Origin of the sequence: Pacificitalea manganoxidans (assembly GCF_002504165.1) — a bacterium.
GTDB classification, from domain to species: Bacteria; Pseudomonadota; Alphaproteobacteria; order Rhodobacterales; family Rhodobacteraceae; genus Pacificitalea; species Pacificitalea manganoxidans.
Map to the genome: position 1 here is coordinate 1,795,756 of NZ_CP021404.1, position 22,145 is coordinate 1,817,900.

Annotated in this window: 19 protein-coding genes and 1 tRNA gene; 9 read left to right on the plus strand and 11 right to left on the minus strand. The window is 64.2% G+C overall.

The window, feature by feature from the left end; genetic code table 11:
* The first annotated feature begins 7 nt into the window (after nt 1–7).
* The 6 genes from CBW24_RS08255 (at nt 8) to CBW24_RS08280 (ending at nt 7,298) form a co-directional block, all read left to right on the plus strand.
* Nucleotides 8–943 carry a 3,5-dioxohexanoate:acetyl-CoA acetone transferase gene (locus tag CBW24_RS08255; protein ID WP_097373277.1) on the plus strand — a complete coding sequence of 312 codons (936 nt, stop codon included), beginning with the start codon at nt 8–10 and terminating at the stop codon, nt 941–943.
* Nucleotides 944–1,082: 139 nt separating this feature from the next.
* Entirely contained in the window at nt 1,083–2,099 is a 1,017-nt protein-coding gene (locus CBW24_RS08260; protein WP_088663882.1) for a type 2 periplasmic-binding domain-containing protein, read from the plus strand.
* 23 nt (nt 2,100–2,122) lie between these two features.
* On the plus strand, nt 2,123–2,620 hold the full coding sequence (locus CBW24_RS08265; RefSeq protein ID WP_097373278.1) for a TRAP transporter small permease: 498 nt from the start codon (nt 2,123–2,125) through the stop codon (nt 2,618–2,620).
* Nucleotides 2,620–3,915, plus strand: a complete 1,296-nt coding sequence (locus CBW24_RS08270) for a TRAP transporter large permease (protein WP_088663880.1) — start codon at nt 2,620–2,622, stop codon at nt 3,913–3,915. The genes CBW24_RS08265 and CBW24_RS08270 overlap by 1 nt, the downstream gene beginning before the upstream one ends.
* A 6-nt stretch (nt 3,916–3,921) precedes the next feature.
* On the plus strand, nt 3,922–5,508 hold the full coding sequence (locus tag CBW24_RS08275) for an alkaline phosphatase family protein (protein ID WP_097373279.1): 1,587 nt from the start codon (nt 3,922–3,924) through the stop codon (nt 5,506–5,508).
* A complete protein-coding gene (locus tag CBW24_RS08280; protein WP_097373280.1) occupies nt 5,499–7,298 on the plus strand; it encodes a SulP family inorganic anion transporter in 1,800 nt (599 codons plus the stop codon). The genes CBW24_RS08275 and CBW24_RS08280 overlap by 10 nt, the downstream gene beginning before the upstream one ends.
* A 28-nt stretch (nt 7,299–7,326) precedes the next feature.
* Here CBW24_RS08280 and CBW24_RS08285 read toward each other — a convergent pair whose 3' ends face one another.
* Both CBW24_RS08285 and CBW24_RS08290 read right to left on the minus strand, forming a co-directional pair.
* Nucleotides 7,327–9,084 (minus strand): TRAP transporter permease, encoded by a 1,758-nt coding sequence (locus tag CBW24_RS08285; RefSeq protein ID WP_157773150.1) that lies wholly within the window; start codon nt 9,082–9,084, stop codon nt 7,327–7,329.
* Nucleotides 9,081–10,034 (minus strand): TAXI family TRAP transporter solute-binding subunit, encoded by a 954-nt coding sequence (locus tag CBW24_RS08290; RefSeq protein ID WP_097373282.1) that lies wholly within the window; start codon nt 10,032–10,034, stop codon nt 9,081–9,083. Before CBW24_RS08290 ends, CBW24_RS08285 begins: the two co-directional genes overlap by 4 nt.
* A gap of 100 nt (nt 10,035–10,134) precedes the next feature.
* Here CBW24_RS08290 and CBW24_RS08295 point away from each other — a divergent pair, with 100 nt between their 5' ends.
* The gene (locus tag CBW24_RS08295) at nt 10,135–11,580 is read left to right on the plus strand and encodes a class I adenylate-forming enzyme family protein (protein WP_097373283.1); all 1,446 of its coding nucleotides are present in this window, start codon (nt 10,135–10,137) and stop codon (nt 11,578–11,580) included.
* On the plus strand, nt 11,577–12,692 hold the full coding sequence (locus tag CBW24_RS08300) for a thioesterase domain-containing protein (RefSeq protein ID WP_097373284.1): 1,116 nt from the start codon (nt 11,577–11,579) through the stop codon (nt 12,690–12,692). Before CBW24_RS08295 ends, CBW24_RS08300 begins: the two co-directional genes overlap by 4 nt.
* A 65-nt stretch (nt 12,693–12,757) precedes the next feature.
* Here the strand turns inward: CBW24_RS08300 and CBW24_RS08305 are convergent, their stop codons facing one another.
* The 4 genes from CBW24_RS08305 to CBW24_RS08320 all read right to left on the minus strand — a co-directional run bounded on the left by CBW24_RS08305 (nt 12,758) and on the right by CBW24_RS08320 (nt 16,255).
* Nucleotides 12,758–13,735 (minus strand): zinc-binding dehydrogenase, encoded by a 978-nt coding sequence (locus CBW24_RS08305; RefSeq protein ID WP_097373285.1) that lies wholly within the window; start codon nt 13,733–13,735, stop codon nt 12,758–12,760.
* Nucleotides 13,736–13,745: 10 nt separating this feature from the next.
* Nucleotides 13,746–14,354: a TetR/AcrR family transcriptional regulator gene (locus CBW24_RS08310; RefSeq protein WP_097373286.1), complete on the minus strand. Its 609-nt coding sequence runs from the start codon at nt 14,352–14,354 to the stop codon at nt 13,746–13,748.
* Between the two features lie 113 nt (nt 14,355–14,467).
* Nucleotides 14,468–14,543 (minus strand) — tRNA-Thr (locus tag CBW24_RS08315).
* 38 nt (nt 14,544–14,581) lie between these two features.
* The gene (locus CBW24_RS08320; RefSeq protein ID WP_097373287.1) at nt 14,582–16,255 is read right to left on the minus strand and encodes an ABC transporter permease; all 1,674 of its coding nucleotides are present in this window, start codon (nt 16,253–16,255) and stop codon (nt 14,582–14,584) included.
* A gap of 130 nt (nt 16,256–16,385) precedes the next feature.
* Here CBW24_RS08320 and CBW24_RS08325 point away from each other — a divergent pair, with 130 nt between their 5' ends.
* Nucleotides 16,386–17,261: a hypothetical protein gene (locus CBW24_RS08325; RefSeq protein WP_097373288.1), complete on the plus strand. Its 876-nt coding sequence runs from the start codon at nt 16,386–16,388 to the stop codon at nt 17,259–17,261.
* A 26-nt stretch (nt 17,262–17,287) separates the two neighbouring features.
* On the opposite strand, the gene CBW24_RS18510 is transcribed toward CBW24_RS08325, so the two are convergent.
* The 5 genes from CBW24_RS18510 to CBW24_RS08345 form a co-directional block, all read right to left on the minus strand.
* On the minus strand, nt 17,288–17,452 hold the full coding sequence (locus tag CBW24_RS18510; RefSeq protein ID WP_198405151.1) for a hypothetical protein: 165 nt from the start codon (nt 17,450–17,452) through the stop codon (nt 17,288–17,290).
* Between the two features lie 60 nt (nt 17,453–17,512).
* Nucleotides 17,513–18,889 carry a DUF2927 domain-containing protein gene (locus CBW24_RS08330; RefSeq protein ID WP_097373289.1) on the minus strand — a complete coding sequence of 459 codons (1,377 nt, stop codon included), beginning with the start codon at nt 18,887–18,889 and terminating at the stop codon, nt 17,513–17,515.
* Entirely contained in the window at nt 18,886–19,353 is a 468-nt protein-coding gene (locus CBW24_RS08335) for a GNAT family N-acetyltransferase (RefSeq protein WP_097373290.1), read from the minus strand. The genes CBW24_RS08330 and CBW24_RS08335 overlap by 4 nt, the downstream gene beginning before the upstream one ends.
* A gap of 142 nt (nt 19,354–19,495) precedes the next feature.
* The gene (locus CBW24_RS08340; protein WP_097373291.1) at nt 19,496–20,749 is read right to left on the minus strand and encodes a cation:proton antiporter; all 1,254 of its coding nucleotides are present in this window, start codon (nt 20,747–20,749) and stop codon (nt 19,496–19,498) included.
* A gap of 109 nt (nt 20,750–20,858) precedes the next feature.
* Entirely contained in the window at nt 20,859–21,992 is a 1,134-nt protein-coding gene (locus CBW24_RS08345) for an aminodeoxychorismate synthase component I (protein ID WP_097373292.1), read from the minus strand.
* Nucleotides 21,993–22,145 lie beyond the last annotated feature (153 nt).

Below are 22,145 nucleotides of genomic sequence, written 5' to 3' on the forward strand. Positions count from 1 at the left end.
CTCTCTCATGGCCCGCCAGAAGACGATCATCACCTGCGCCATCACCGGCGCCATCCACACCCCCACCATGTCCGACGCGCTGCCCTATACCTATGACGACATCGCCAATCAGGCGGTCGCCGCGGCCGAGGCCGGCGCCTCGATCCTGCATCTGCATGCGCGCGACAATGACACGGGCGCGCCCTCGGTCGATCCCAAGGACTTCCAGCCCTTCCTGCCGCGGATCAAGCAGGCCACCGATGCGGTGGTCAATATCTCCACCGGCGGGTCGCTGAGCCTGTCGATCCAGGACCGGATCACGCCGGCCAAGACCTTCTCGCCCGAGATGTGTTCGATGAACATGGGCTCGATGAACTTCTCCTTCCATCCGCTGGCCAAGCGCTACGGCGACGATGACTGGAAGTTCGACTGGGAGAAGGACTATGTCGCGAATTCCGATGGCAACATCTTCCGCAACACGTTCCGCGACATCCGCGAGGCCGCCGAGACACTGGCCCCCCATGACATCAAGTTCGAGCATGAATGCTACGATGTCGGCCATCTCTATAACCTGAAATTCTGCATGGATATCGGGCTCTTCAAGGCGCCGATCTTCATCCAGTTTATCTTTGGCATCCTGGGCGGGATCGGCCCCGAGGTCGACAATCTGGTGTTCATGAAACGCACCGCCGACCGGCTCTTTGGCGACGATTACCGCTGGTCGGTGCTGGGCGCGGGCGGCGCGCAGATGACCCTGGCCACAACCGCCAGCCAGATGGGCGGCCATGTCCGCGTCGGCCTCGAAGACAGCCTCTTCATCAGCCGCGGCAAACTCGCCGACAACAACGCCCACCAAGTCGCCAAGATCCGGCGCATCGTCGAAGACCTCGGCTGCGAGGTCGCAACCCCAGACGAAGCCCGCGATATCCTCGCCCTCAAAGGTGGAGATCGCGTCAATTTTTGATCTGACCCCACCGGGCGGGGCCGGCTGATGCGTGCGCCTCGTCCGCGATAGCAACGTGCGGCGGGCGGCGCGGGTTGCCCGCCGACCCCAAGACCAACAAGACTGCTGGAGGAGGCAGTCGCAACATGGAGGACCCAACATGACCAACAAGGCACTCTTGGCAGCGCTCGCGCTTGCCGTCAGCGCGACCGGCGCGCAGGCGAAAACCCGAATTCTGGTGAACTGCTTCTGGCCGTCGAGCCATTTCGTCTGCGCCGATGTGCTGCCGGCGTGGATCGACGAAATCGAGCGCGTCACCGAAGGACGTGTCACTGGCCTGCTGCCGCCGAAATCCGTCGCGGCCCCGCCCGAACAGCTTGCCGCGGTGGAAAAGGGGATCGCCGATGCGGCGGTTCAGTTCAACGGCCTGATCCAGAACCGTGTCACGGGCCCGGCGGTGGCGATGCTGCCCTTTACCGGATCGAATGACGCGGCAGCGATGAGCCGGGCGCTGTGGGAAACCAACCGCAAGTATTTCCCCGACGAATTCGACACCGTGCACCTGTTGTCGCAATTCGTGATCTCGCCCGGGCAGCTCTACAGCCAGACCGACACCCCGATCAATTCGATCGAGGAACTGGCCTCGCGCAAGATCTGGACCCTCCCCGGACCGCTCACTGCCGTGGTCAAGAAACTGGGCGCGGGGGTTGTCTCCACCCCGGCGGCGGCGTCGAACGAGATCATCTCGCGCGGGGTCGTGGACAGCCATATCGGGCTCGATGCGCAGGCACTTCAGGCCTATCAGGTGATGGCCTACACCAAGACGAACACCCGCTTCCAAGGCGCGATCTACACCTCGTCCTTCTCGGTGTTCATCAATCAAGACAAATGGGCCGAAATCTCCCCCGAGGATCAGGACGCGATCATGAGCGTCAGCGGCGCGGCGCTGGCCGAGAAATTCGGTGCGGGCTGGGACGCGGAAAATGCGGCGGCAGAGGCCGCATATGCCGATGCGGGGCTGACCGTGATCGACGCCGATCCGGACTTTGAAGCGGCGCTGAAGGACGCGTCCAGCTTTCTGACCGAAGCATGGATTGCCTCGGCAGAAGAGGCCGGGATCGACGCACAGGGCGCGCTTGATTTCTACCAGAGCCAACTTACCGCGACGACGAACTGAGACTACGCCCGGAGGGCAGCATCATGGCACGCAAATTACTAACAACAATCACCGGATTACTTGAGATCCTTGCAAGCATTGTGCTCGCGGCCATGATGCTGCTGACCTTTATCGATGTGGTCGGCCGCTACGCTTTGGGCGAGCCGGTCTTTGGCGCGACGGAGATGATCAGCTCCATGCTGGCGCTGCTCATCTTCATCGGGCTGGGTGTCGCGAATGCGCGGGACAAGCACATCGTCGTCGAACTGGTCGACGGTTATGTGCGGGCGCTGAACCCCCGGATCTACGATATCATCGTGCAGGGCTTCTCGATCCTCGCCATGGCGTTGATCGTGTTCGTTCTCTACGAGCAGGCGGTCGAGGCCGCGCATCTCGACGCGCGCACCGTTGTTCTGGAATGGCCGCTGGCATGGATCATGGGCATGGTCACGGCGCTCGGAGCCTTGAGCATCGTCAGCCAGATCCTCGGACTTGTGACCCGCAATCCCGAACCGTCCGCTCATCATCTGGAGGATATGTGATGGCTATAGCCCTAATCGGGTTCGCCGTTCTGCTTGGCCTGTGTTTCCTTGGGTTTCGGGTGGGCTTTGCCACCCTGATCGTGGGGTTCGTCGGCTTTGCCATGCTGCGGGGCTGGGAAGCCTCCTTTGCGATGGTGGGCCAGCAGGTTTTCCACGACAGCATGAATTACAACCTGTCGGTCATTCCGCTGTTCATCCTGATGGGGGTGTTCATCGTGCATGCCCAGATCAGCAAGGATCTGTATGATGCGGCCTATGCGGCGCTTGGCCGGTTCCGCGGCGGGCTCGCGCTGGCGACCGTGCTGGCAGCGGGCGGGTTTTCCGCCGTCTGCGGCTCGACGCTGGCCACCGCGGCCACGATGTCCAAGGTGGCGATGCCGCCGATGCGGAACTACAAATATTCAGACCGGCTGGCGGCGGGGACCATCGCTGCGGGCGGCACGCTGGGGATCATGATCCCGCCGTCCGTGCCACTGGTCATCTACGGCCTGATCGCCGAGCAGGATATCGGCCTGCTGTTCATCGCGGGGATCCTGCCGGGGCTGCTGCTGATTACGCTGTTCATGATCTGCGTGGGCATCGTGGTGCGGCGCGATCCGCTGGCCGCGCCGGATGCCCCGCCGCTGGAACCCGCCCGCAAGAAAGAAGCCATCCGCGGCACATTGCCCGTGCTGATCCTGTTTATCGTCGTGCTGGGCGGTATCTATTCGGGCGCGTTCACCGCCACCGAGGCCTCTGGCATCGGGGCGTTCGGCGCGGCGGTGATCGCGGTCATGCGCGGCAATCTGCGCAGCATCGGCGAATGGCGCACCTGTCTGGCGGACGCCACGGTGACCACCGCGACGATCTTTATCGTGCTGCTGGGGGCGATCGTATTCTCGCAGTTCATCAACCTGTCGGGCATGCCCTATGATCTGCTCGACTTCGTCGACCACCATGAATTGACACCCTTCCAGTTGGTGATCTTCGTCTGCGTGATCGCCATTCTGATGGGCATGGTGTTCGAGGCCATCGGTATCCTTGTCCTGCTCGTTCCGGTTTTCCTGCCGGCGCTGCAACTGAGCGGAATCGACATGATCTGGTTTGGCATCCTTGTCGTGCTGGTGTCCGAGATCGGGCTGATTACGCCGCCCATCGGAATGAACGTGTTTGTGGTCAAATCGGTGCTGCCCGATGTGAAGCTGGGCGCGATCTTCCGAGGGGTGACCCCCTATATCATCGCGTTGGTCACCGGCCTCATTCTGGTGCTGCTGGTGCCACAGATCGCTACTTTCCTACCCGGCCTGATGAGGTAAACACCCGTGACTGCAATCAAGAACATCCTCTTCATCATGGCCGATCAGCTGCGCTGGGATTACCTGAGCTGCTACGGTCACCCGCATCTGCACACGCCGCATATCGACCGGCTGGCGGCGCGGGGGGTGCGGTTCGACCGGGCCTATGTGCAATCGCCGGTCTGTGGGCCGTCGCGGGCATCGTGCTACACCGGACGCACGGTGTTCAGCCACGGCGCCACATGGAACCGGGTGCCGCTGCCCGTGGGGGAACTGACGCTGGGCGATTACCTGCGGCCCCTTGGCGTGCGCACGGCGGTGGTGGGCAAGACCCACATGGTGCCCGACCGCGAAGGCATGACCCGTCTGGGGCTCGACAGCACCTCCGAATTGGGGTTGCGGATCGGGCAGCCGGGGTTTGACCCCTATGAGCGCGACGACGGTCTGCACCCGAACCCGCTGCTGCGCAGAAAGGGGGGGAGCCTCGCCTATAACGATTGGTTGCGCGCGCAGGGCTATGATGGGGAAAACCCGTGGAATGACTATGCCAACGCCGCCGAAGGGCCGGATGGCGAAATTCTGTCAGGCTGGCTGCTGAAGCATTCCAACCTGATGGCGCGGGTCAAGGAGGAGCATTCCGAAACCGCCTATATGACCATGCGGGCGCGGGAGTTCATCGAAGAGAGCGGCGACACGCCGTGGCTCTGCCATCTGAGCTATATCAAGCCGCACTGGCCCTATATCGCGCCCGCCCCCTATCATGACATGTATGGGCCCGAGAGCTTCCTCCCCGTCAAACGCAGCGAGGAGGAGCGGCAGGATACGCACCCGGTGCAGGCGGCGTTCATGAATATGGAAGTGGGTCGCGTTTTCTCTGCGGACGGCACGCGGGAGACGGTTCTGCCAGCCTATATGGGCCTCATCAAGCAGATCGACGACCATCTGGGGCGGCTTTTCGCGTGGCTGGAAGAAACCGGCCGCGACCGCGAGACCATGATCGTGCTGACCTCCGATCACGGCGATTACATGGGCGATCACTGGATGGGCGAAAAGGAACTGTTCCACGAGCAGTCCGTGCGCGTGCCGCTGATCGTGTTCGACCCCCGCCCGGAGGCCGACGCGACCCGGGGCACAGCCTGCGACGCGCTGGTCGAGGCCATCGATCTGGTACCGACGTTTCTGGAAGCGACCGGCGCGCCGCCGGTCGATCATCGGCTCGAAGGTCGCTCGCTCATGCCGCTGCTGCGCGGGGAAGCGCCGCAGGATTGGCGCGACGCGGTGTTCTCCGAGATCGACTATGCCTTCTACGCGGCGCGCGAAACGCTGGGCATCGATGTGAAGGATGCGCGCGGCTACATGATCCGCACCGATCGATGGAAATACGTCTATTTCCGTAAATTCCCGCCGCAGCTTTTCGATCTGCTGAACGATCCCGACGAGTTCACCGATCTGGGCCGTCATCCGGATTACGAGGCGGTGCGCCGAGATATGAGCGACCGGTTGATGGATCGGCTGACGGGCCGCCGCAATCGCGTGACGATGACGGATGAGGAGGTCATCGCCCTGCGCCGGGATGAATCCGATTCAGGCATCATGATCGGCAAATGGGGCTGAGGCCGCGCCACCCGGCAGGAGGCAGCCGCAAGCTGCGCCTGCCGCAAGTGGTGAATTTCGACTGGCTGCACCAGATGACAGGCGCACGTTTGCGCGCCGATATCCTCGCCGGGTTGACCGGCGCGGCGATTGTTCTGCCGCAGGCCGTGGCCTTTGCCGCTATAGCCGGGCTGCCCCCGGAATATGGCTTGTTCACCGCGATGGTGCCGCCGGTGATCGCCGCGCTCTTTGGCTCGTCCCTTGTCATGGTGTCAGGGCCGACGACCGCGATTTCGGCGGTCGTGTTCAGCGCGCTGGTGGGGGAGATGGAGCCCGGCTCGCCCGAATTCGTTTCGGGGGCGATCCTGCTGGCGCTGATGGCCGGGGTGATTCAGCTGTGTCTCGCGCTGGCGCGCGCCGGGCGTCTGGCCGGGTTCGTGTCCCATTCGGTGATGATCGGTTTTACCGGGGCGGCGGCGATCCTGATCGCGGTCAGCCAGCTTGGCCCGGCGTTGGGGCTGGCGAGCACATCGGCCTATGGCATCATTGACCGGCTGATGGCGGTGGGGGCGAACCTTTCCACCACCAACCCGATTGCTGTGCTTTCCGCGGCTGTGACATTGGTGACGGTGGTTCTGTTTCGCCGTTATCTGCCACGCTGGCCCGGCTTTCTGATCGCTATCGTTGCCGGAACGCTGGTGGTGATGCCTTTTGGCGAGGCGGCCGAGGGGATGGCGTTCGTCGGGGCGCTGCCCTCCGCCTATCCCGTGTTCGCGTGGCCTTCCTTGGGGATTGGCAGCTGGACCGAGATGCTGGAAAGCGCCTTTGCCATCGCGCTGATCGGCCTGCTCGAAGCCATCGCGATCGGGCGCAGCATGGCGCATAAGACCCGCACGGACTTCGACGCCAACCGCGAAGTGCTGGGGCAGGGATTGTCGAATGTCACCGGCTCGCTGTTTCAGTGCTACCCCGCGTCGGGCTCTTTCACCCGCTCCGGGGTCAATCTGGAATCGGGTGCCACATCGCCGATGGCGGCGATTTCTGCGGCGCTGTTTCTTGTCGTGATGGTCGCGCTGTTTCGGTCCTATGTCGGGCTCGTCCCGATTGCCGCCATCGCCGGGCTGATCCTTTACGTCGCCTATAAGCTGATCGATCTGGCCGAAATCCGGCATCTGGCCCGGACCAGCCGCACCGAAACCGCCATCGCCGCGCTGACCTTTGCCGTGGGTCTGGCTGCGAACCTTGAATTGGCGATCTATGTCGGTGTGCTGGCGTCGCTCGCCGTGTTTCTCAACCGCAGCGCCAATCCGGTGCTGGCCGTCGGTGCGCCGGATGCGTCGGGCGATCACCGCACCATCCGCAACGCCGAGCTTTTCGATCTGCCGGAATGCCCCGCGACGCTGATCCTGCGCCTTGATGGGCCGCTTTTCTTTGGGTCGGTCGATACGATCAACGCGCGGCTGCGCAGTCTGGCCCGGCAGCGTCCCGAGCAGATCAACCTGATCCTGATCCTGCATGGGGTCGGGGAGGTGGATCTGGCCGGGGTCGAGCTTCTGGAAATCGAGGCGGGACGCCGACGCGCGGCAGGGGGCGATCTGTTCGTCGTCTGCCATTATCCGCCACTGGCCGAACGGCTGCGTCGGCTGGGGCTTGCCGTGATCCTCGGCGAGGATCGGTTATTCCGTAACAAGGGCGCCGCGATTTCAGCCACGGTCGACAACATCGCCCCCGACACCTGCGCCTATTGTGACGCCCGCGTTTTCGCCGAATGCGCCGCCCGGCCCGACCGGCGGATAGGTGGCACAGTCTGACAGATCAGGCCGCCTGCTGCGCGCGGCGTCAGGGCTTTGACAGGGCATGTCGACGGGCTGCGCGGACCGCTGCGGACGCGGCTCTGGCGGCGAGCCAAAGCGCCGCGCCGCTGGCCAAGACCGTGGCGATATCGCTGATGATTGCTTGGGCCGTCCCGATCAGCAGCAGACCGGGGAAATACACGATCAGAAACGGGATCAGGAAAAGGATCCAGCCAAAGCGCAGCGCGGCGAATGCGGTGCGGTAAAAGCCCGCGCCAGTCAACCCGCTGGCCGCGAGAACGGCGAATGCGACGGGCGGCGTTATCATGGATATCACGCTGAAATAAAAGACGAACATATGCGCGGAAAGAACCGGAATGCCAAGTTTGACAAGCCCCGGTGCCAGCATAATCGCCACGACGATATAGACGCCGCTGGTGGCCATCCCAGTGCCGAGGATGATCGCCGCAAGACCCGACAGAAGCAGCGACAGAAACAGGCTCGTCTCGCCCAGCTGGCCGATCTTCATCGATAGCAGCACATCGACCCCGGTGATCGACAGCACCGCCATGATGCAGCCGAGCGCGGATGCGGTGACGACAAGGTTGCCGATCGCGCGTCCGGCGCGGGCGGGCAGGGCGCGGAACTGCTGCAGCGTCTGGGCCACGCCATTGCGCAGCACGCCCGCGACGATCCCCAATCCCATGCCCGACACCCCCGCCAGTGCCACGTTGTCGGAGCGGAGGAGAAGGGTCACGAAGACCCCGATGATGGGCAGCAGATAGAACAGATCCCTGCGGACTAGTTTCGGCGGCGTTTCGATGGCCCCGCCGGGGGTCGCGGCAACGCCCGCAGCCATCCGGTCCGCGCAGAGAAACAGCACCATGACGCTGAGAAGAGCGGGAAGCAGCGCCGCGCCCGCGATGGTTAGATAGGGCAGGCCGGTAAAGTCCGCCATGAGAAAGGCCGCCGCGCCCATGATCGGGGGGATGACCTGCCCAAGCGTCGAGGCGACGGCCTCGACCCCGCCGGCTTGGGCGCCGCTCAGCCCCAGCTTGCGCATGCTCGCGATGGAGAACGTGCCCGATGTCATCACATTGGAGGTGGCGCTGCCGCTTATCGTGCCGAACAAGGCCGAGGAGAGCACCGCGACCTTGATCGCGGCGCCACGGCTGCGGCGGGTGGCGAGTATGGCGATGGTTTCGATGACGCGGGTGGCGCCGATCAGGTTCACGACGACGCCAAAGCCAATATAGACAACGACAACGTCCGAAATGACCCGCAGGGCGTTGCCCAGAAACCCTTCGCCGCCAAAGGTGAGGTAAAGCGCGTAGCGTTCAAGCGAGATCGGCGGCGAGGCCAGCGATCCGCCTGCAAATTGCATGGCATAGCCAAGCACCAGAAACCCACCGACAAGGATGCCGAAATGCGCGCCGCTCGCCGCCCAGCAAGCGGTCAGGGTCAGCCCGGCAAGCGCCAGTGCCAAAGCTATATTGCGCGGGGTGGGGAGGATGAAATGTGCCGTGGCGCTTCCGTAATGGCGCACCATCATGACCCCGACGAAGGCGGTTACAGCCGCCGCAAGCACCAGCGTGACGGTCCAGACGGTGCCGCCTTCGGGGCGCAGCCGGGACAAAAACACATAGACCAAGGCCAGCGTGAGTTCTGTCGTGGCGAATTGCTCCATATTCGCCGAAGAGGACAGCATGCGCCACGGATCGAGATGCCACAGAACCGGCACGAGCAGCAAAAGAACGCCGGTCGCCCCCGCTAGGACGCGACCGGCCTCGCTTAGGCGTGTCACCGTTGCTCAATTCCCTGAGCCTCGAAAAAGGCGATTGCGGCAGGGTGGTAGGGCATCGGCACGTCGGCATACATGTTTTCCGGCAAGAACCAGCTCAGGCTTGCCACCATCTCTTCCATCTGGGCCTTGCCGCCCTGCAACGCCGTTAGAAGTGCGGTCACATCGGCGTCCGGGCGGGCGTCGTTGGTGTAGACGAAGTAATCATATTGCAGGATGGTGGTGACATCGTCGATATCCATCAGGTTCTCGGCGGGCTCCAGTTCATAGAGGCTCGCCACGGGCAGAATTTCTTTCACGTTCGCAAGGGTTTCTGGGCTGTCGTTAAGGTCGATTGCGCGGAGTCCACCGACCTGAACCGACACGTTGGCATCGCGCGGCGAACCCACGACGAAGATATATGCGTCAATGTCCCCGGCGATGAAGGCATCTGCCATCGCGCTGAAGTTCGCGACCGGAACCTGCTCCACATCGTCGTAATCCAACCCGCCCGTTGCCAATAGGGTGGAGATCAGCAATTCCCCAGTAACAGTCGTGCCGAACCCAGCGGGAAGGCGCATGCCTTTCAGGTCAGCGACGGACTGAATGTCAGAGTCGGCGCGCACGCCCACGGTCATCCGCAACGGCAAGAGCCGCGCGACAAGCCGCAGGTTTTTCTGCTGAAAGTTCTCAAAGGTGCCAGCGCCCGACGAGGCCTCCAGAAGTGCATAGGCATTTTCAAGCCCGAGGCCGATTTCGTTGCTGTCGACCATCGGCAAAGCTTGCGACGTCGATTGGAAGGGCAACGGACGGATATCGAGATCAGAGATCTCTGCCGCAACCGTGCTGACGGCCAATCCCAAATTATGGGTGGAGGAGCCCTGCCTTGCAGTTGCAATGCTGATTGGCTCGGCAACCGCAGCGGTGGATGAGGTGAAAACGACCACAGCCGCCAGTATTTTTGTGAGGGACATGCGCTTACCTTGCCTTGCTGTTCACATCCCTGTGACTGTAGGTGACCCCTGGTAAGGTTACAATGATAACGCTCACGGTAGGTAAGGAGTTCGGACGCTTATGATGACCGTCGCCGATATTTTTCTCGCACACGCGTCCCAGCTTGGCGACACATCTGCGCTGGTGGCCGACGGTCGCAGTCTTACCTTCCGCGATATTGGCGATCAGGCGGCGCAAACGGCGCGGGTGCTGCTGGATCTCGGCGTGCGGGCGCATGATCGCGTGGGCATAACCACGCGGCGCGGCGCGGATTGCGTGGTCGAGAGTGTCGCGCTCTGGATGATCGGGGCCACGGTGGTGCCGCTGGATTTCCGGATGCCTGCTGTCGAAATGGCGACGCTTGTGGCGGAGTTCGATCTGACGACCGTGTTGACGGACCGTGGCATGGGGTTGTCGGGGGTGACGGAATGTGTGCGTGATGAGGCATGGCGGGCGAAGATCGCCGCCGCGTCAAACCTGCCGCCCGAGGCACCCGCTGATCCGGGGCTGGCGATCATATCGCTCACCTCGGGTACCACGGGGCGTCCCATTGGGATTGCGCTCAGCCATGTCCAATTCGTCCTGCGCACCAACCAGTATGGCAGGGTGACGGCCGGCACCGGGCAGACCTTTGCCTGTGCCGGGCTCATGTCCTTCTCGGCGGTGCGCAATCATGCCTTTGGTCACCTGCTCGCCGGGAATACGGTGCGGCTGTATCCGCCGCTCATGGACGCCTCTGAATTCATCGAGCGGCTACAGGCGGACCGGGTCACGAATACCTTCTCGGTGCCGACAATGGTGCGCAATATGCTTGCGGTCGCAGCGGGGGCGCGCGCGCCCGTTCTGCCGAACCTGCGCTGCCTTTACGCCGGTGGCGCGGATATGAGCACCGAGGATAAACTTGCCGCGCGTAGGCTACTGACGCCCACCTTTCTGCTTTGTTTCTCAAGCTCGATCACGGGCACATGTTCAATCCTGCAAGGCGATGACCTTCTTGCCCGTCCCGACACGGATGGCCGGATCCTGCGCGGCATCCGGGTCGAGGTGGTGGACGATCAGGACAATACGGTCCCTGAGGGTGAGATCGGCTTGCTGCGGGTGCGTTCGCCCGCGATGGCAAGCGCGCTCATCGGCGGCAAAGGGCGCGCGCAGGGTGACAAGCTTAAGGGCGGATGGGCCTATACCGGCGATCTGGCGGCGGTGTCCGATAACTTCCTGTCGATCCGAGGCCGCTCCGGCGACTTCATCATTCGCGGCGGCGCGAATGTTTATCCAAGCGAGATCGAGCATGCGATCATGACGCTCGACGGGGTGCGGGAATGTGCGGCCATCGGGTTTGCATCCGCACGCGAAGGGCAGGAGATCGCGGCATTCGTGGCGGGGGACGGCCTGACCGAAGACAGGCTCGTGCGGCATTGCCGGGCCACTCTTTCGCCGGATAAGCGGCCTCGGCGCTTTTTGTTCGTGGATGCCTTGCCCCGCAACGCCAATGGCAAAGTCCTGCGCAAGGAGCTTGTCGTGCAATGAGCGTTCGCGATCAGATGCCCCCCGCCACCGCATCGTCAGAAGACGCCGTCCGCGCCGCATTTGCTGACGTGTTCAACGAAGCCGAGGTGGGCTTGGAGGAGGATTTTTTCGATCTGGGCGGGGACTCGCTACTGGCCGAAGAACTCGCCACGCGCCTGTCCACCATCGCCGGTCGGGAAATCAGGATTTCGTCGATTTTTGACTACCCGACCCCCGCCGCGATGGCCGGGTTTATGGGTGCGGGGGTAACGCCGGTGCAGGTCGCGCCCGATGCACGTCCGCCGATTTTCATGGTGCATGGGTCGTCAGGCTACACCATGCCCCGCCCGCCGTTTTTTCAGGGGCTCGCGCCTGACCAGAAGATAGAGCTGTTCCAGCTTCCGGGCTTTAACGGCGACCGGCCCATCCCCGACAATGTTCCCGATATCGCCGCGTCCTATATCGCACAGATCAACCGCGACTGGCCCGCGGGGCGTGTCCATCTGGGCGCGTTTTGCAACGGCGCGGTGATCGCGGTGGAGATGGCGCGGCAAATGGCCAAACAGGGCCGACCCGTCGATCATATGGTCCTGCTCGATCCGGGCATGCCCCGTCTCATCAAGCGGTTCTTCAAGGGGAAGTCTCCGCGCCTGCGGTCCCGCATTCATTACTGGTTCCCGACGGGGCGGTTCACCGGCGGGCGGAGCCTTGAGGATCTGCGCGATCCGAGGTTGCGCCGGTATCGATCCCGTTTGGTGGATCTGGAATATGGGCTACGCAAATTTGCCGCACACTGGTTCAATCACCGCCCCGATGAGTTTCGCCCCGGTCGCAATCCGCGTGCTAAGGCGCGTCTCAACATCGCATGGGGGCATTTCTGGCCCGAACGACTGGAGGGGGAGGTGGATGTGATCTGCTCGGAAGAGCGCAAGCCGATCCACGAAAATGAAAGCAGCTTCTGGCGCAAGATATTGCCGGGCATGCGGATCTGGACGGTTGTCGAGAACCACTCCGATGTGACCGGAGCGGAAAGCCCGATCACGGCGATCCGCATGCAGGAGCTTTTTGATCGCAGCGAAGGGCGCGCGCCGTCTGCCACATCGGCAGAGCCAGCCCCCCGCGCCATCGCCTAGCCGCCGCCCACCTCGGTCTGCTGCGGCCTAACCGCAGGCGTAAAGGGCGGGCGGTGGTGACGCGGTTACGGACGCAGCAGGATTTTGCCCTGACGGCCCGGTGTCAGCGAAGCGTTGACCGCCTCTTGGATCTGATCGAGCGGGTAGATGCCGCCCGCAGGCAGATACAGCGCGCCCTGCACGGCAAGGGTGACCAATTCGGTGATCAGGCGGGTCTTCTCGGCGGCGGGCATGTCCGCGATGATCCGCGATCCCCAGAAGCCGCGCACGGTCAGGTGATTGGTGATCATGGCGCTGGCGCGCAGTTGCAGCGGCTCCCCGGTTGCGGTACCAAAGACGACAAGTTCGCCGTTCAGACCCAGCAGATCGGCAAGGTCAGCCACGATCGGCCCACCTACGGAATCGATGGCGGCGCGGGCTCCGTCCTTGCCCAGCACGGCGCGGGCACGGTCCTGCCAGTCGCTGTTGGCGGTGGAGATCACATGCTCCATCCCCTGCGCTTCCAGTTCTGCCACGGCCTCGTCACGCCGCACGAGGTTCAGGGTGCGGACGCCACGGCTGCGCGCCAAGTCATGGAACAGCCGACCGACGGCGCCATTGGCCGCGGTCTGGATAACCCAATCGCCTTCAGACACATTCAGAAACTCCAGCAGCGACAATGCGCTAAAGGGCATGGCGATCAGTTGCGCGCCAGCTTCGTCCCCGATGGCATCGGGCAGGGGCAGCAGGGTCGCGGCATCGGCGAGGAAGCTTTCCGCCCATGCGCCGCGAACGCCGGCTTGAACGACCCGCGTGCCGACCAGCGCGTCATCGACGCCTTCGCCGACGGCCTCGACCACACCCAGCGCCTCGCTCCCGCCGATGGCAGGCAGCTCGGGCTTATAGCCGTAATTGCCGCGCACGGTCCACAGATCGTGGTTATGAATCGGCGACAGCATCATGCGGACGCGGACCTGACCTGCGCCGGGCTGAGGCGTGGCGGTGGTTTCGGCGTGCAACATTTGTGCGGGATCGCCGAAGCTGTGATGAATGGCGGCTTTCATGGGAATGTCCTTATGCGGTGGGCAGGCGGCAAAACCGTCTGCGGGTATCTGTGAGGGCCTCGTCCAGCGGAGCGGGATCGCGGGCCAGTTTCGTCAGGATCGCCGCACCAAGCCATTGTGCGTAAAGCTGGCGGGCGGCGGCGGTTGGATCGGGCTGGGGGAGGAGGGAGCCATCAGCGGCGCCGTCCTCCAGCAGCCGCGCCAACCGGGTGCAGAACTGCCCGACACCGTCATCGAGGATGCGGCGCATCCCGTCCGACAGATCAGCGATTTCGGCGGCAAGCTTCACCACAAGGCAGCGTTCCGCCATCGAGCCTGCCGGACCACCCGGGGCGCGTTCGAAAAAGGCCAACATGCGCTCCGCAGCCGGGGCGGGCGTGTCGGCGATACGGTCGAACCCATCCAGGTATTCGGCCACATACTCCGTCAGCATTGCGGCGCCGAACGCCTCCTTCGACGGGAAGTAGTAGTAAAACGAGCCTTTCGGCACCTCTGCCGCGATGAGGATGTCCTTAAGCCCGACCCCGGAAAAACCGCGCGCAAGCACAAGCGCGCGGCCCGACGCAAGGATACGGGCGCGGGTCTGTTCGGCTTTGGTCAGTGTCGGCTGCTCTGTCATGGGAGGGGAGATAGGACGAAATAGACCGGTCGTCTAGTCACAAGAGCGCGAGAATGTCATGCGATGCGATAGCCGCTCGAAGCGACTAAGAACGTTAGAGATTTTGGGAACTGTGGTGCCGGTCGAGGGACTCGAACCCCCGACCCCCTGATTACAAATCAGACGCTCTACCAGCTGAGCTAGACCGGCACGGGGCATCGTTTAGCGCCCCTGCGCGGCGCATGCAACTAGCGATGCGTCCGTGCCAGCAATACGACCGCGGCAAGCCCGACAGCGGACACCATCAGCGCCGCTGGTGCCGCATCGGTCAGGTTTTCCAACGAGGCTTTCTCATAGGTCCGGGTGGCCAGAGTATCGAAGCCAAAGGGCCGCAGGATCAGGGTCGCGGGTAGTTCCTTGACGCAGTCGACAAAGACCAGCAGCAGCGCGGTGCCGACCGAGCCTCGGATCAGGGGCAAGTAGACCGATGACAACACCCCGCGCCGGGTCCGGCCCAGCGAGCGCGCCGCCATTGGCAGCGACGGAGACACCCGGCCCATCGCGCCGTCGGCGGCACTTTGCGCGATGGCGAAGAAGCGCACACCCCACGCATAGACGACCGCAAAAGCCGAGCCGGTGAGGATCAGCCCCGGATCGCTGCCAGTGAGCGCCAGAATGCCGTCTGCGAGCTTATGATCGGCGGCGGCAAGGGGGATCAGGACGCCAACGGCCAGCACGGCACCGGGGGCCGCATAGCCGATCGTCGTCACCGGCAACAGAAGGCGCGGCAATTGTCGTCCCGAGAGGCGCACGCCGTAGACCATGAACAGCCCGGCAGCCACAGTGATGAGCGCGGCGATGCCCCCCGTGAGCACGGTGTTGATGGCGGCACGGATCAGACCGGGATCGGCCCAGCCCTCGGAACTGCTGGCGGCATGGGAGCCGATGACACCGATGGGCAGGACAAAGCCCATGACGAAGGGCACAAGGCACAACCCCGTCGCCAGCCAGCCCCGCGCGCCAAGCAGCGTCTCGGGCGTCACGGGGCGGGTCTGGCGCGCAATCCGGTGGAACCGCAGGCCGCGTCTTCCGGCGCGCTCCAGCAGCGCCAGCATCAGAACCAGCCCCAGAATCACAAGCGCGATCTGCGCCGCGCCACCGGCGTTGAATTGCTCCAGCCACACCGTGAAAATGCCGGTCGTCAGGGTTTGCACCGCGAAATAATTGACGGTGCCGAAATCGTTCACCGTTTCCATCATCGCGACGGCCATGCCTGCGGCCACGGCAGGCCGGGCCAGCGGCAGGCCCACGCGGAAAAACCGCCGCCACGGGCCTGCGCCGAGTGCGCGAGCGACCTCATAGGTGCCGCCCGATTGCTCGCGGAAGGCCGCGCGGGCCAGCAGGTAGACATAAGGGTAAAGCGCCGCCGACAGCACCACGATGGCCGCGCCGAGGGAGCGCACCTCCGGGAAGGCGTAGTCACGCGCCGATTGCCAGCCAAACACCGCCCGAAGCGTCCGCTGCACCGGGCCGGCATATTCCAGAAAATCGACCAGCGCATAGGCGCCGACATAGGCCGGGATCGCCAGCGGCAGAAACAGCGCCCATTGCAGCCAGCGCCGCCCTGGAAAGCGATACATCGTCACCAGCCACGCCGCGCCGGTGCCGACCGCGCCTGCCAGCAGCCCCACCGACAGCATCAGGATCACCGTGGTACGGAAATAGCGCGGCAGGGTGGTGGCCAGCAGATGCGGCCAGATATTTTCGGTCGGAAAGAACCCCATCCAGACGACCGCCAGAATCGGCACGAGAACCAAGGCCGCGATCAGCGCCGCACCCAGCGACCACGGATCAAGGCGGGGCAGGCGCAGGGCAGGCCGCGCGGGCGGCCGGGTGGAGGCGGGGGCAGGGGTCTTCGTCATGCCAGCCGGGTAAGCCAAGTTTCACCGCCTGTCCAGAAATCGCCTTGAGATCGGCGCATTGCTCTGCGCAAGTGGCACCAACATCTGCGATCCACCCAAACGGGGAGGCCCGGACCGGGACTGCACTTACATGGAAATCGTCTATCATCTCGGGGTGCACTGCACCGATGAGGACGCGCTTTTGCGCAGTCTGCGTCGCAACGCCGAGTCGCTGGCCAGCGAGGGTGTCGTCGTGCCCGATCCGGCACGGTTCCGCCCGGTCCTGCGCGAAGCGCTGATCAATCTGCGCGGCAGTCCCGCCTCGGCGGAAATGCAGGCGACGATGCTGGATGCGGTCACCGATGAGGATGGCACCGAGCGAGTGATCTTCTCCAACGAGAATTTCTTTTGCGCACCGGCGCGGGCGATCACCGGCGGGCGGCTTTACCCGATGGCGGGCGCGCGCGCGGGCTGGCTGCGCAACCTCTTTCCTGACGCCGAGATCGAATTCTTCATCTCGTTGCGCAACCCGGCCACCCTGTTGCCCGCGCTGTCCGATCGGGTCCATGACGCCGATTTCAATGCATGGCTGAAGGCCGGGAACTACGACGATCTGCGCTGGTCCGACGTAATCAACGCGCTGCGCGAAGGCGCGCCGAATGCTGCGCTGACGGTCTGGTGCAACGAAGATGCGCCGATGATTTGGCCCGAACTGGTTGACCGGCTGGCACTGGTCGGCGACGGCACATCGCTGAAGGGGCGGTTTGATATCCTGTCGGGGCTGATGAAGCCGGGCGGGGTGGAGCGGCTGGAGTCGTATCTTGCCAGCCATCCGGTGCGCAACGCGGCGCAGCGGACGCGGATCATTTCTGCGTTCCTCGACAAATTCGTGCGCCCCGGCGCGGTCGAGATGGAGATCGATCTGAAAGGCTGGGACGAAAACCTCGTCGCACGGCTGACGGATGACTACGAGCGCGACGTGGATCTGATCCGCAACATGGACGGTGTGACCTTCGTCGCGCCGTAAATACCGTGGGCGCAGGCGTGCCGCCCTTACAGCATCCGTTCCAGAATAATCGTCAGGAAAAGCCCGAGCAGGGCAAAGGCAATCGCATGTCCGGCGGCGTATTGCGCCATGTCCATGCCGCCGCCGCCACGGGTCTTGGCCCGCCATGCGCCCAGAGCCACCCCGAAAAGTGTAGCGATGATTACGATCATGGGGGCCTCTTCGTCTTGATTGCGCTATCGCGCGACCGGACCCTGCTGCGGAGGCTTAGATCAGCGCTCCCGCAACAGACGCGGCGACAGCGCGGCGATTTCGCTTTGCCTTGCCCGCACGACCTGATCGCGGCCGAACCCATAGCGCGCCCATCCCAGACTGTCGAGCCGCACCATGCGGGCCTCGGACGGGCGGCCAAGATCCTCTAGTGCTTCGGATTTCAGCATCAGAAGCGAGGCCAGCAAGGCCGCGTTTTCGGAATCCATCACCACTTGAAGCGAGTCGTTGACAAAGGCCAGCGTGGCCTCCGGCTGACCGTTGGACAGGGCAAAGGCCGCAAGCTGCATGTTAACATGGGCGGCTTGGATGCGGGTGTCGTAGGAATTGCCATAGACCTGCGCCGCACCTAGGAACGCCGCCAGAGCGGCCTCCGGGCTTTCTGACAGCGACAGCCGCCCCAGCGCATAGAGCGAGAAGCCCCGGCGCGTGTCCTGCCAGCCGCGTGCTCCGGCGATCTCCACGGCGCGGCGGGCGGCAGCCCGGCGACTGGCATCGCTGCCTCGGGGGCCAAGCGCGGTTTCAATCGCATCGACCCATGCGCGCGGCGTGTCATCCGGCATTGCGCTGCGCCCGCCGCGCCCCGCCGGATTGATCCGGTCCAGAATGGCGGGCAGACGGGTGGCGACCTCCTGCGGGGTCATGCCCGACCGCAGCGACGGGTCGTAATACGCGCGCAGCATCAACATATCGAAGCCGGTCAGCACGGTGTGGAAGTTGTCGTCGTTAAACACGCTGTCGGGCAGGCGATAGAGGTCATTGAGCGGGCCGAGGGCCTGCGCCAGTTCCTCGTGCAGGCAATCGCGGATCTCCTGCGGGCTGACATCGCCGGGCAGGAAGATCGCGACCTGCTCGCGCTGCCGCAGGGTCGTCCAATCCACCGCACGCGACCGGCGCGCACGTCGGAAATCGGCCCAGCTGCTGACCCGTGGCACGACGAAACACGCCGCCTGCGGGACTGAGCGCTGCAACTCGGCGCGCGAGATCACCTCGATCGTGACATTTGCCTGCTGGTTGGCATCGACCCGCGTGACCGAAATGCCCGCTTCGCGCCTGAGCCGCCCCAGAAGCTGCGACAGATCAGCGTTCAGATTGCCCGCATTGCCCAGCACCCGCACGCTGACTGGCCCTTCGAACCGGGTGAATGTCGGCAGTTCGCGACCGCTTTCCATGCGGAACGACAGCTCCATAAAGTCCGCAGCCAGTGCCGCATTGGACCGGCGGGGCCGGACCGTGGGGTGGGCGCCGAAGGTCTTCATCGGCGGCAGGGCGGCTGCAGGCGCGCTGCGCCGCTCCGGCATCTCGGACACGGGCGCGGCACAGGCCGACAAAAGCGACACCGCCAGAAGGGCCGGCGAGAGGCGAGAGATCAGGCTCATGCGAAGGTCCGCTCGTATTTGACGAAACCCGACAGCCGGCCAATCCGGTCATAGAGCTTGCGTGCGGTGTGATTGTCTTCTTGGGTCAGCCAATAGACGCGCGGCGCGCCGCTGGCGTCCGCTGCGGCATAGACGGCCTCGATCAGCGCGCGACCGGTGCCGGTGCCACGGGCCTGCGGCGCCACGAACAGATCCTGAAGATAGCAGACCGGTTCCTGCCGCCAGAGGTGACGGTGGCACAGGTAATGCGCCAAACCAATGGCGGGCGCATCCGCGCCGTCGCCCCATGTCGCGATAAACCCATGAAAGTCATGCGTATCTGCGGCGATCAACCGGGTGAACGATGCCTCGAACTGCGCCTCCGGCAGGGTCGTTTCGTAGAAATCGAGATAGGCCGCCCAGAGCTGTCGCCACGCCGGCCAATCTTCGGATCGCAAGGGCCGGATGGTGAGCGTGTCTGGCATGTGGCGCGGTCTTTCTTGCGAAAACGTCATCGGTGTAACGCCACGCTAGGCTGAATTTCGCCCGATGTGAACGGGGCGTGTGCAGGGCGGCGAAGTGCTGCCGCATGACCTATGGTCATCGGGTCACGATGTGGTTGCGCGCTTAGCCCTCGGGGGTCAGTCGCCGTGCCAGCGGGGCGACGGTAAGCCCCTGAACCACGATCGAGAACAAAACGATCATATAGGTCACGGTAAGGATCAGCGGCTTCCATTCGCCTTCGGGGAGGGACAGGGCCAGGGCCACCGAAATCCCGCCCTTCAGCCCGCCCCACGTCATCACGCGCACCACACCGGGCGAGAACCCGCGAAACGGGCGCAGCAGCGTCACCGGCACCGCGACGGCGGCAAAGCGCGCGATCAGCGACAGCCCGATCCCCAACACCCCTGCGATCAGGGCATCGATGCCAAAGGCCACGGCGAACACCTCGAACCCGATCATCAGGAACAGCACGGCATTCAGAATTTCGTCGATCAGGGTCCAGAACGCATCGACATAGCGGCGGGTCTGCGCCGACATCGCATCGCGGTGGCCGACATCGCCGATGAGCAACCCCGCGCAGACGGCCATGATCGGCGCGGAGACATGCAGCAAGATCGCCAGCTCATAGCCGCCAAAGGCCAGCGCCAGCGTCAACAGCACCTCCAGCGCGTAATCGTCGATCCGGCGCATCACGCGGAAAGTCACGAACCCCAGAACGAGCCCCAGCGCCGCGCCGCCCGCCGCCTCCTGCACGAACAAGAGCGCCGCATCCGCGACGGCGCTGCCATCCTCCGCTCCGGCGCCGTGGCCACTGCCGCCAAAGGCCAGCCCGGTCAGCACCAGAAACACGACATAGCCCACGCCGTCATTGAACAGGCTTTCGCCGGCGATCTTCGTTTCCAGCGACTTGCGCAGATTGGCCTCCCGCAACACGCCCAGAACCGCGACGGGGTCGGTGGGGGAAATCAGCGCGCCGAATACCAGCGCGATCAAGATCGGCATACCGGTAATCAGCGCAAATCCCACGCCCGCGATCACCGTCGACAGCGCCACACCCAGCGTCGCCATCAGCAGCACGATCAGCCATTCCGATTTGAGATCCGAGATCTTTACATGCAGCGCGCCCGCAAACAGCAACAGGCCCAGCATGCCCTCCAGCAGCGTTTCATCGAAATCGATGCCGGTGACCAAGGCGCGCACCTGATCGGCCATGCCCGCCGCCGGAAACACCGCGTCGAGCACCAGCACACAGAGCGACGCCGCAAAGGCTACGATCAGGATGCCGATTGCAGAGGGCAGCCGCAGAAACAAGTAATTGACGGTTCCGAACACCGCCGCCAGCACGATCAACAGGGAGGCGATCTGCAACAGGGTCATTGGCGGCTCCGGGGTAAGGTCTCCTGCCGATCTAGCACGCGAAGCCGCTCCTGCCCATGTTGACGGGCGATACGGGGGCTATCGGGGGCACGCAGGAGGCTTGCGTGGCCTAGCTCAGATCGCAGAACCGCGCCTTGCTCAGCGCCTCGGCATATTCGGCCGCTGCGGTGCTGTCGACGACCACACCGCCGCCGACCGAAAGCCGCCACGCACCCGGCCCGTCCCCTTGCAGCGTGCGGATCGCGACGTTGAACGACATCTCACCGTCGGGTGCGATCCAGCCGATTGCGCCGCAATAGGCCCCTCGCGGCGCAGGTTCGAGTTCGCGGATGATCTGCATCGCGCGGATCTTGGGGGCCCCGGTGATCGAGCCGCAGGGAAACAACGCGGTAAGGATTTCGCCCAGACCGGTGCCGGGGCGCAGCGCGGCCGTCACGGTGGAGGTCATCTGATGCACGCTAGGATAGGTTTCGACTTCGAACAGATGCGGCACCCGCACCGTGCCGGGCAGCGCGATGCGGCTCAGATCATTGCGCATCAGGTCCACGATCATCAGGTTTTCGGCGAGGTTCTTTTCAGACTGGCGCAACCACGCGATCTGCGCGCGATCCGCCTCCGCCGTGGCGCCGCGCGCGGCGGTGCCTTTCATTGGGCGGGTGGTCAACTGACCCGCCGCATCGCAGGAGAAGAACAACTCAGGCGCGCGGGAAATCAGGATCGGCCCGCCCAAATCGACATAGGCGCCCTGCGCCACCGGCTGACTGTGCCGCAGCGCGCGGTGAAGCTCACGGGGGTTGAGCAGCGTGTCGAGCCTCATAGGGAAGGTGAGGTTAACCTGATAAGTATCTCCCGCACATATATATTCCTGCACCTTGTCAAACGCGGCGCGGTAGCTGTCGAAATCCTGTTCGGGCGTCAGCCGGGTTGCGCCCTGCGCCTGTTGCGGAGCCTCGATCCAGACCGCAGGCGCATCGAACACACCAAATTCCAGCAACGAGCCGGGCGTATCGGGCAGCAAGGCGCGCAGACTTGGGTCGAGCAGATAGCCCAGCTCATAGGCGAACCATCCTGCTAACCAGCGCCCCTCCCGCCGGGCGGCCTCAAGGGCGGCGAAGGCGGCAGGGACACCTGCGGCGGTCTGGGCGCGGATCACGCGGGCCGGGGCGCGAAAGGCCGTGCCCTGCGGCAGACCGCCCGCGCGGCCAACATGGCCCAGCGGCCCGGTGTCAAACAGGATCTCCATCGGCGTGGTCTATGCGTCGCGGCGCGCAGCAGCGCAAGGCCCGCGCGCCGGTCGGTATCGGGGGCGTTCTGCGCAGGCCGCACGCCCCACGGGCACCGGCCCGGCACGATCCCGAGCATTCGCGCCACGGCACCACCGTGGCCGCTGGACAAG

Excerpts from the sequence above, each read along its gene's own strand:
- CBW24_RS08345 (WP_097373292.1), bottom strand. The coding sequence starts at position 21,992 with ATGGAGATCCTGTTTGACACCGGGCCGCTGGGCCATGTTGGCCGCGCG.
- CBW24_RS08270 (WP_088663880.1), top strand. The coding sequence starts at position 2,620 with ATGGCTATAGCCCTAATCGGGTTCGCCGTTCTGCTTGGCCTGTGTTTC.
- CBW24_RS08265 (WP_097373278.1), top strand. The coding sequence starts at position 2,123 with ATGGCACGCAAATTACTAACAACAATCACCGGATTACTTGAGATCCTT.
- CBW24_RS08280 (WP_097373280.1), top strand. The coding sequence starts at position 5,499 with ATGGGGCTGAGGCCGCGCCACCCGGCAGGAGGCAGCCGCAAGCTGCGC.
- CBW24_RS08320 (WP_097373287.1), bottom strand. The coding sequence starts at position 16,255 with ATGACGAAGACCCCTGCCCCCGCCTCCACCCGGCCGCCCGCGCGGCCT.
- CBW24_RS08340 (WP_097373291.1), bottom strand. The coding sequence starts at position 20,749 with ATGACCCTGTTGCAGATCGCCTCCCTGTTGATCGTGCTGGCGGCGGTG.
- CBW24_RS08290 (WP_097373282.1), bottom strand. The coding sequence starts at position 10,034 with ATGTCCCTCACAAAAATACTGGCGGCTGTGGTCGTTTTCACCTCATCC.
- CBW24_RS08330 (WP_097373289.1), bottom strand. The coding sequence starts at position 18,889 with ATGAGCCTGATCTCTCGCCTCTCGCCGGCCCTTCTGGCGGTGTCGCTT.
- CBW24_RS08300 (WP_097373284.1), top strand. The coding sequence starts at position 11,577 with ATGAGCGTTCGCGATCAGATGCCCCCCGCCACCGCATCGTCAGAAGAC.
- CBW24_RS08325 (WP_097373288.1), top strand. The coding sequence starts at position 16,386 with ATGGAAATCGTCTATCATCTCGGGGTGCACTGCACCGATGAGGACGCG.
- CBW24_RS08260 (WP_088663882.1), top strand. The coding sequence starts at position 1,083 with ATGACCAACAAGGCACTCTTGGCAGCGCTCGCGCTTGCCGTCAGCGCG.
- CBW24_RS08335 (WP_097373290.1), bottom strand. The coding sequence starts at position 19,353 with ATGCCAGACACGCTCACCATCCGGCCCTTGCGATCCGAAGATTGGCCG.
- CBW24_RS08295 (WP_097373283.1), top strand. The coding sequence starts at position 10,135 with ATGATGACCGTCGCCGATATTTTTCTCGCACACGCGTCCCAGCTTGGC.
- CBW24_RS08305 (WP_097373285.1), bottom strand. The coding sequence starts at position 13,735 with ATGAAAGCCGCCATTCATCACAGCTTCGGCGATCCCGCACAAATGTTG.
- CBW24_RS08255 (WP_097373277.1), top strand. The coding sequence starts at position 8 with ATGGCCCGCCAGAAGACGATCATCACCTGCGCCATCACCGGCGCCATC.
- CBW24_RS08310 (WP_097373286.1), bottom strand. The coding sequence starts at position 14,354 with ATGACAGAGCAGCCGACACTGACCAAAGCCGAACAGACCCGCGCCCGT.
- CBW24_RS18510 (WP_198405151.1), bottom strand. The coding sequence starts at position 17,452 with ATGATCGTAATCATCGCTACACTTTTCGGGGTGGCTCTGGGCGCATGG.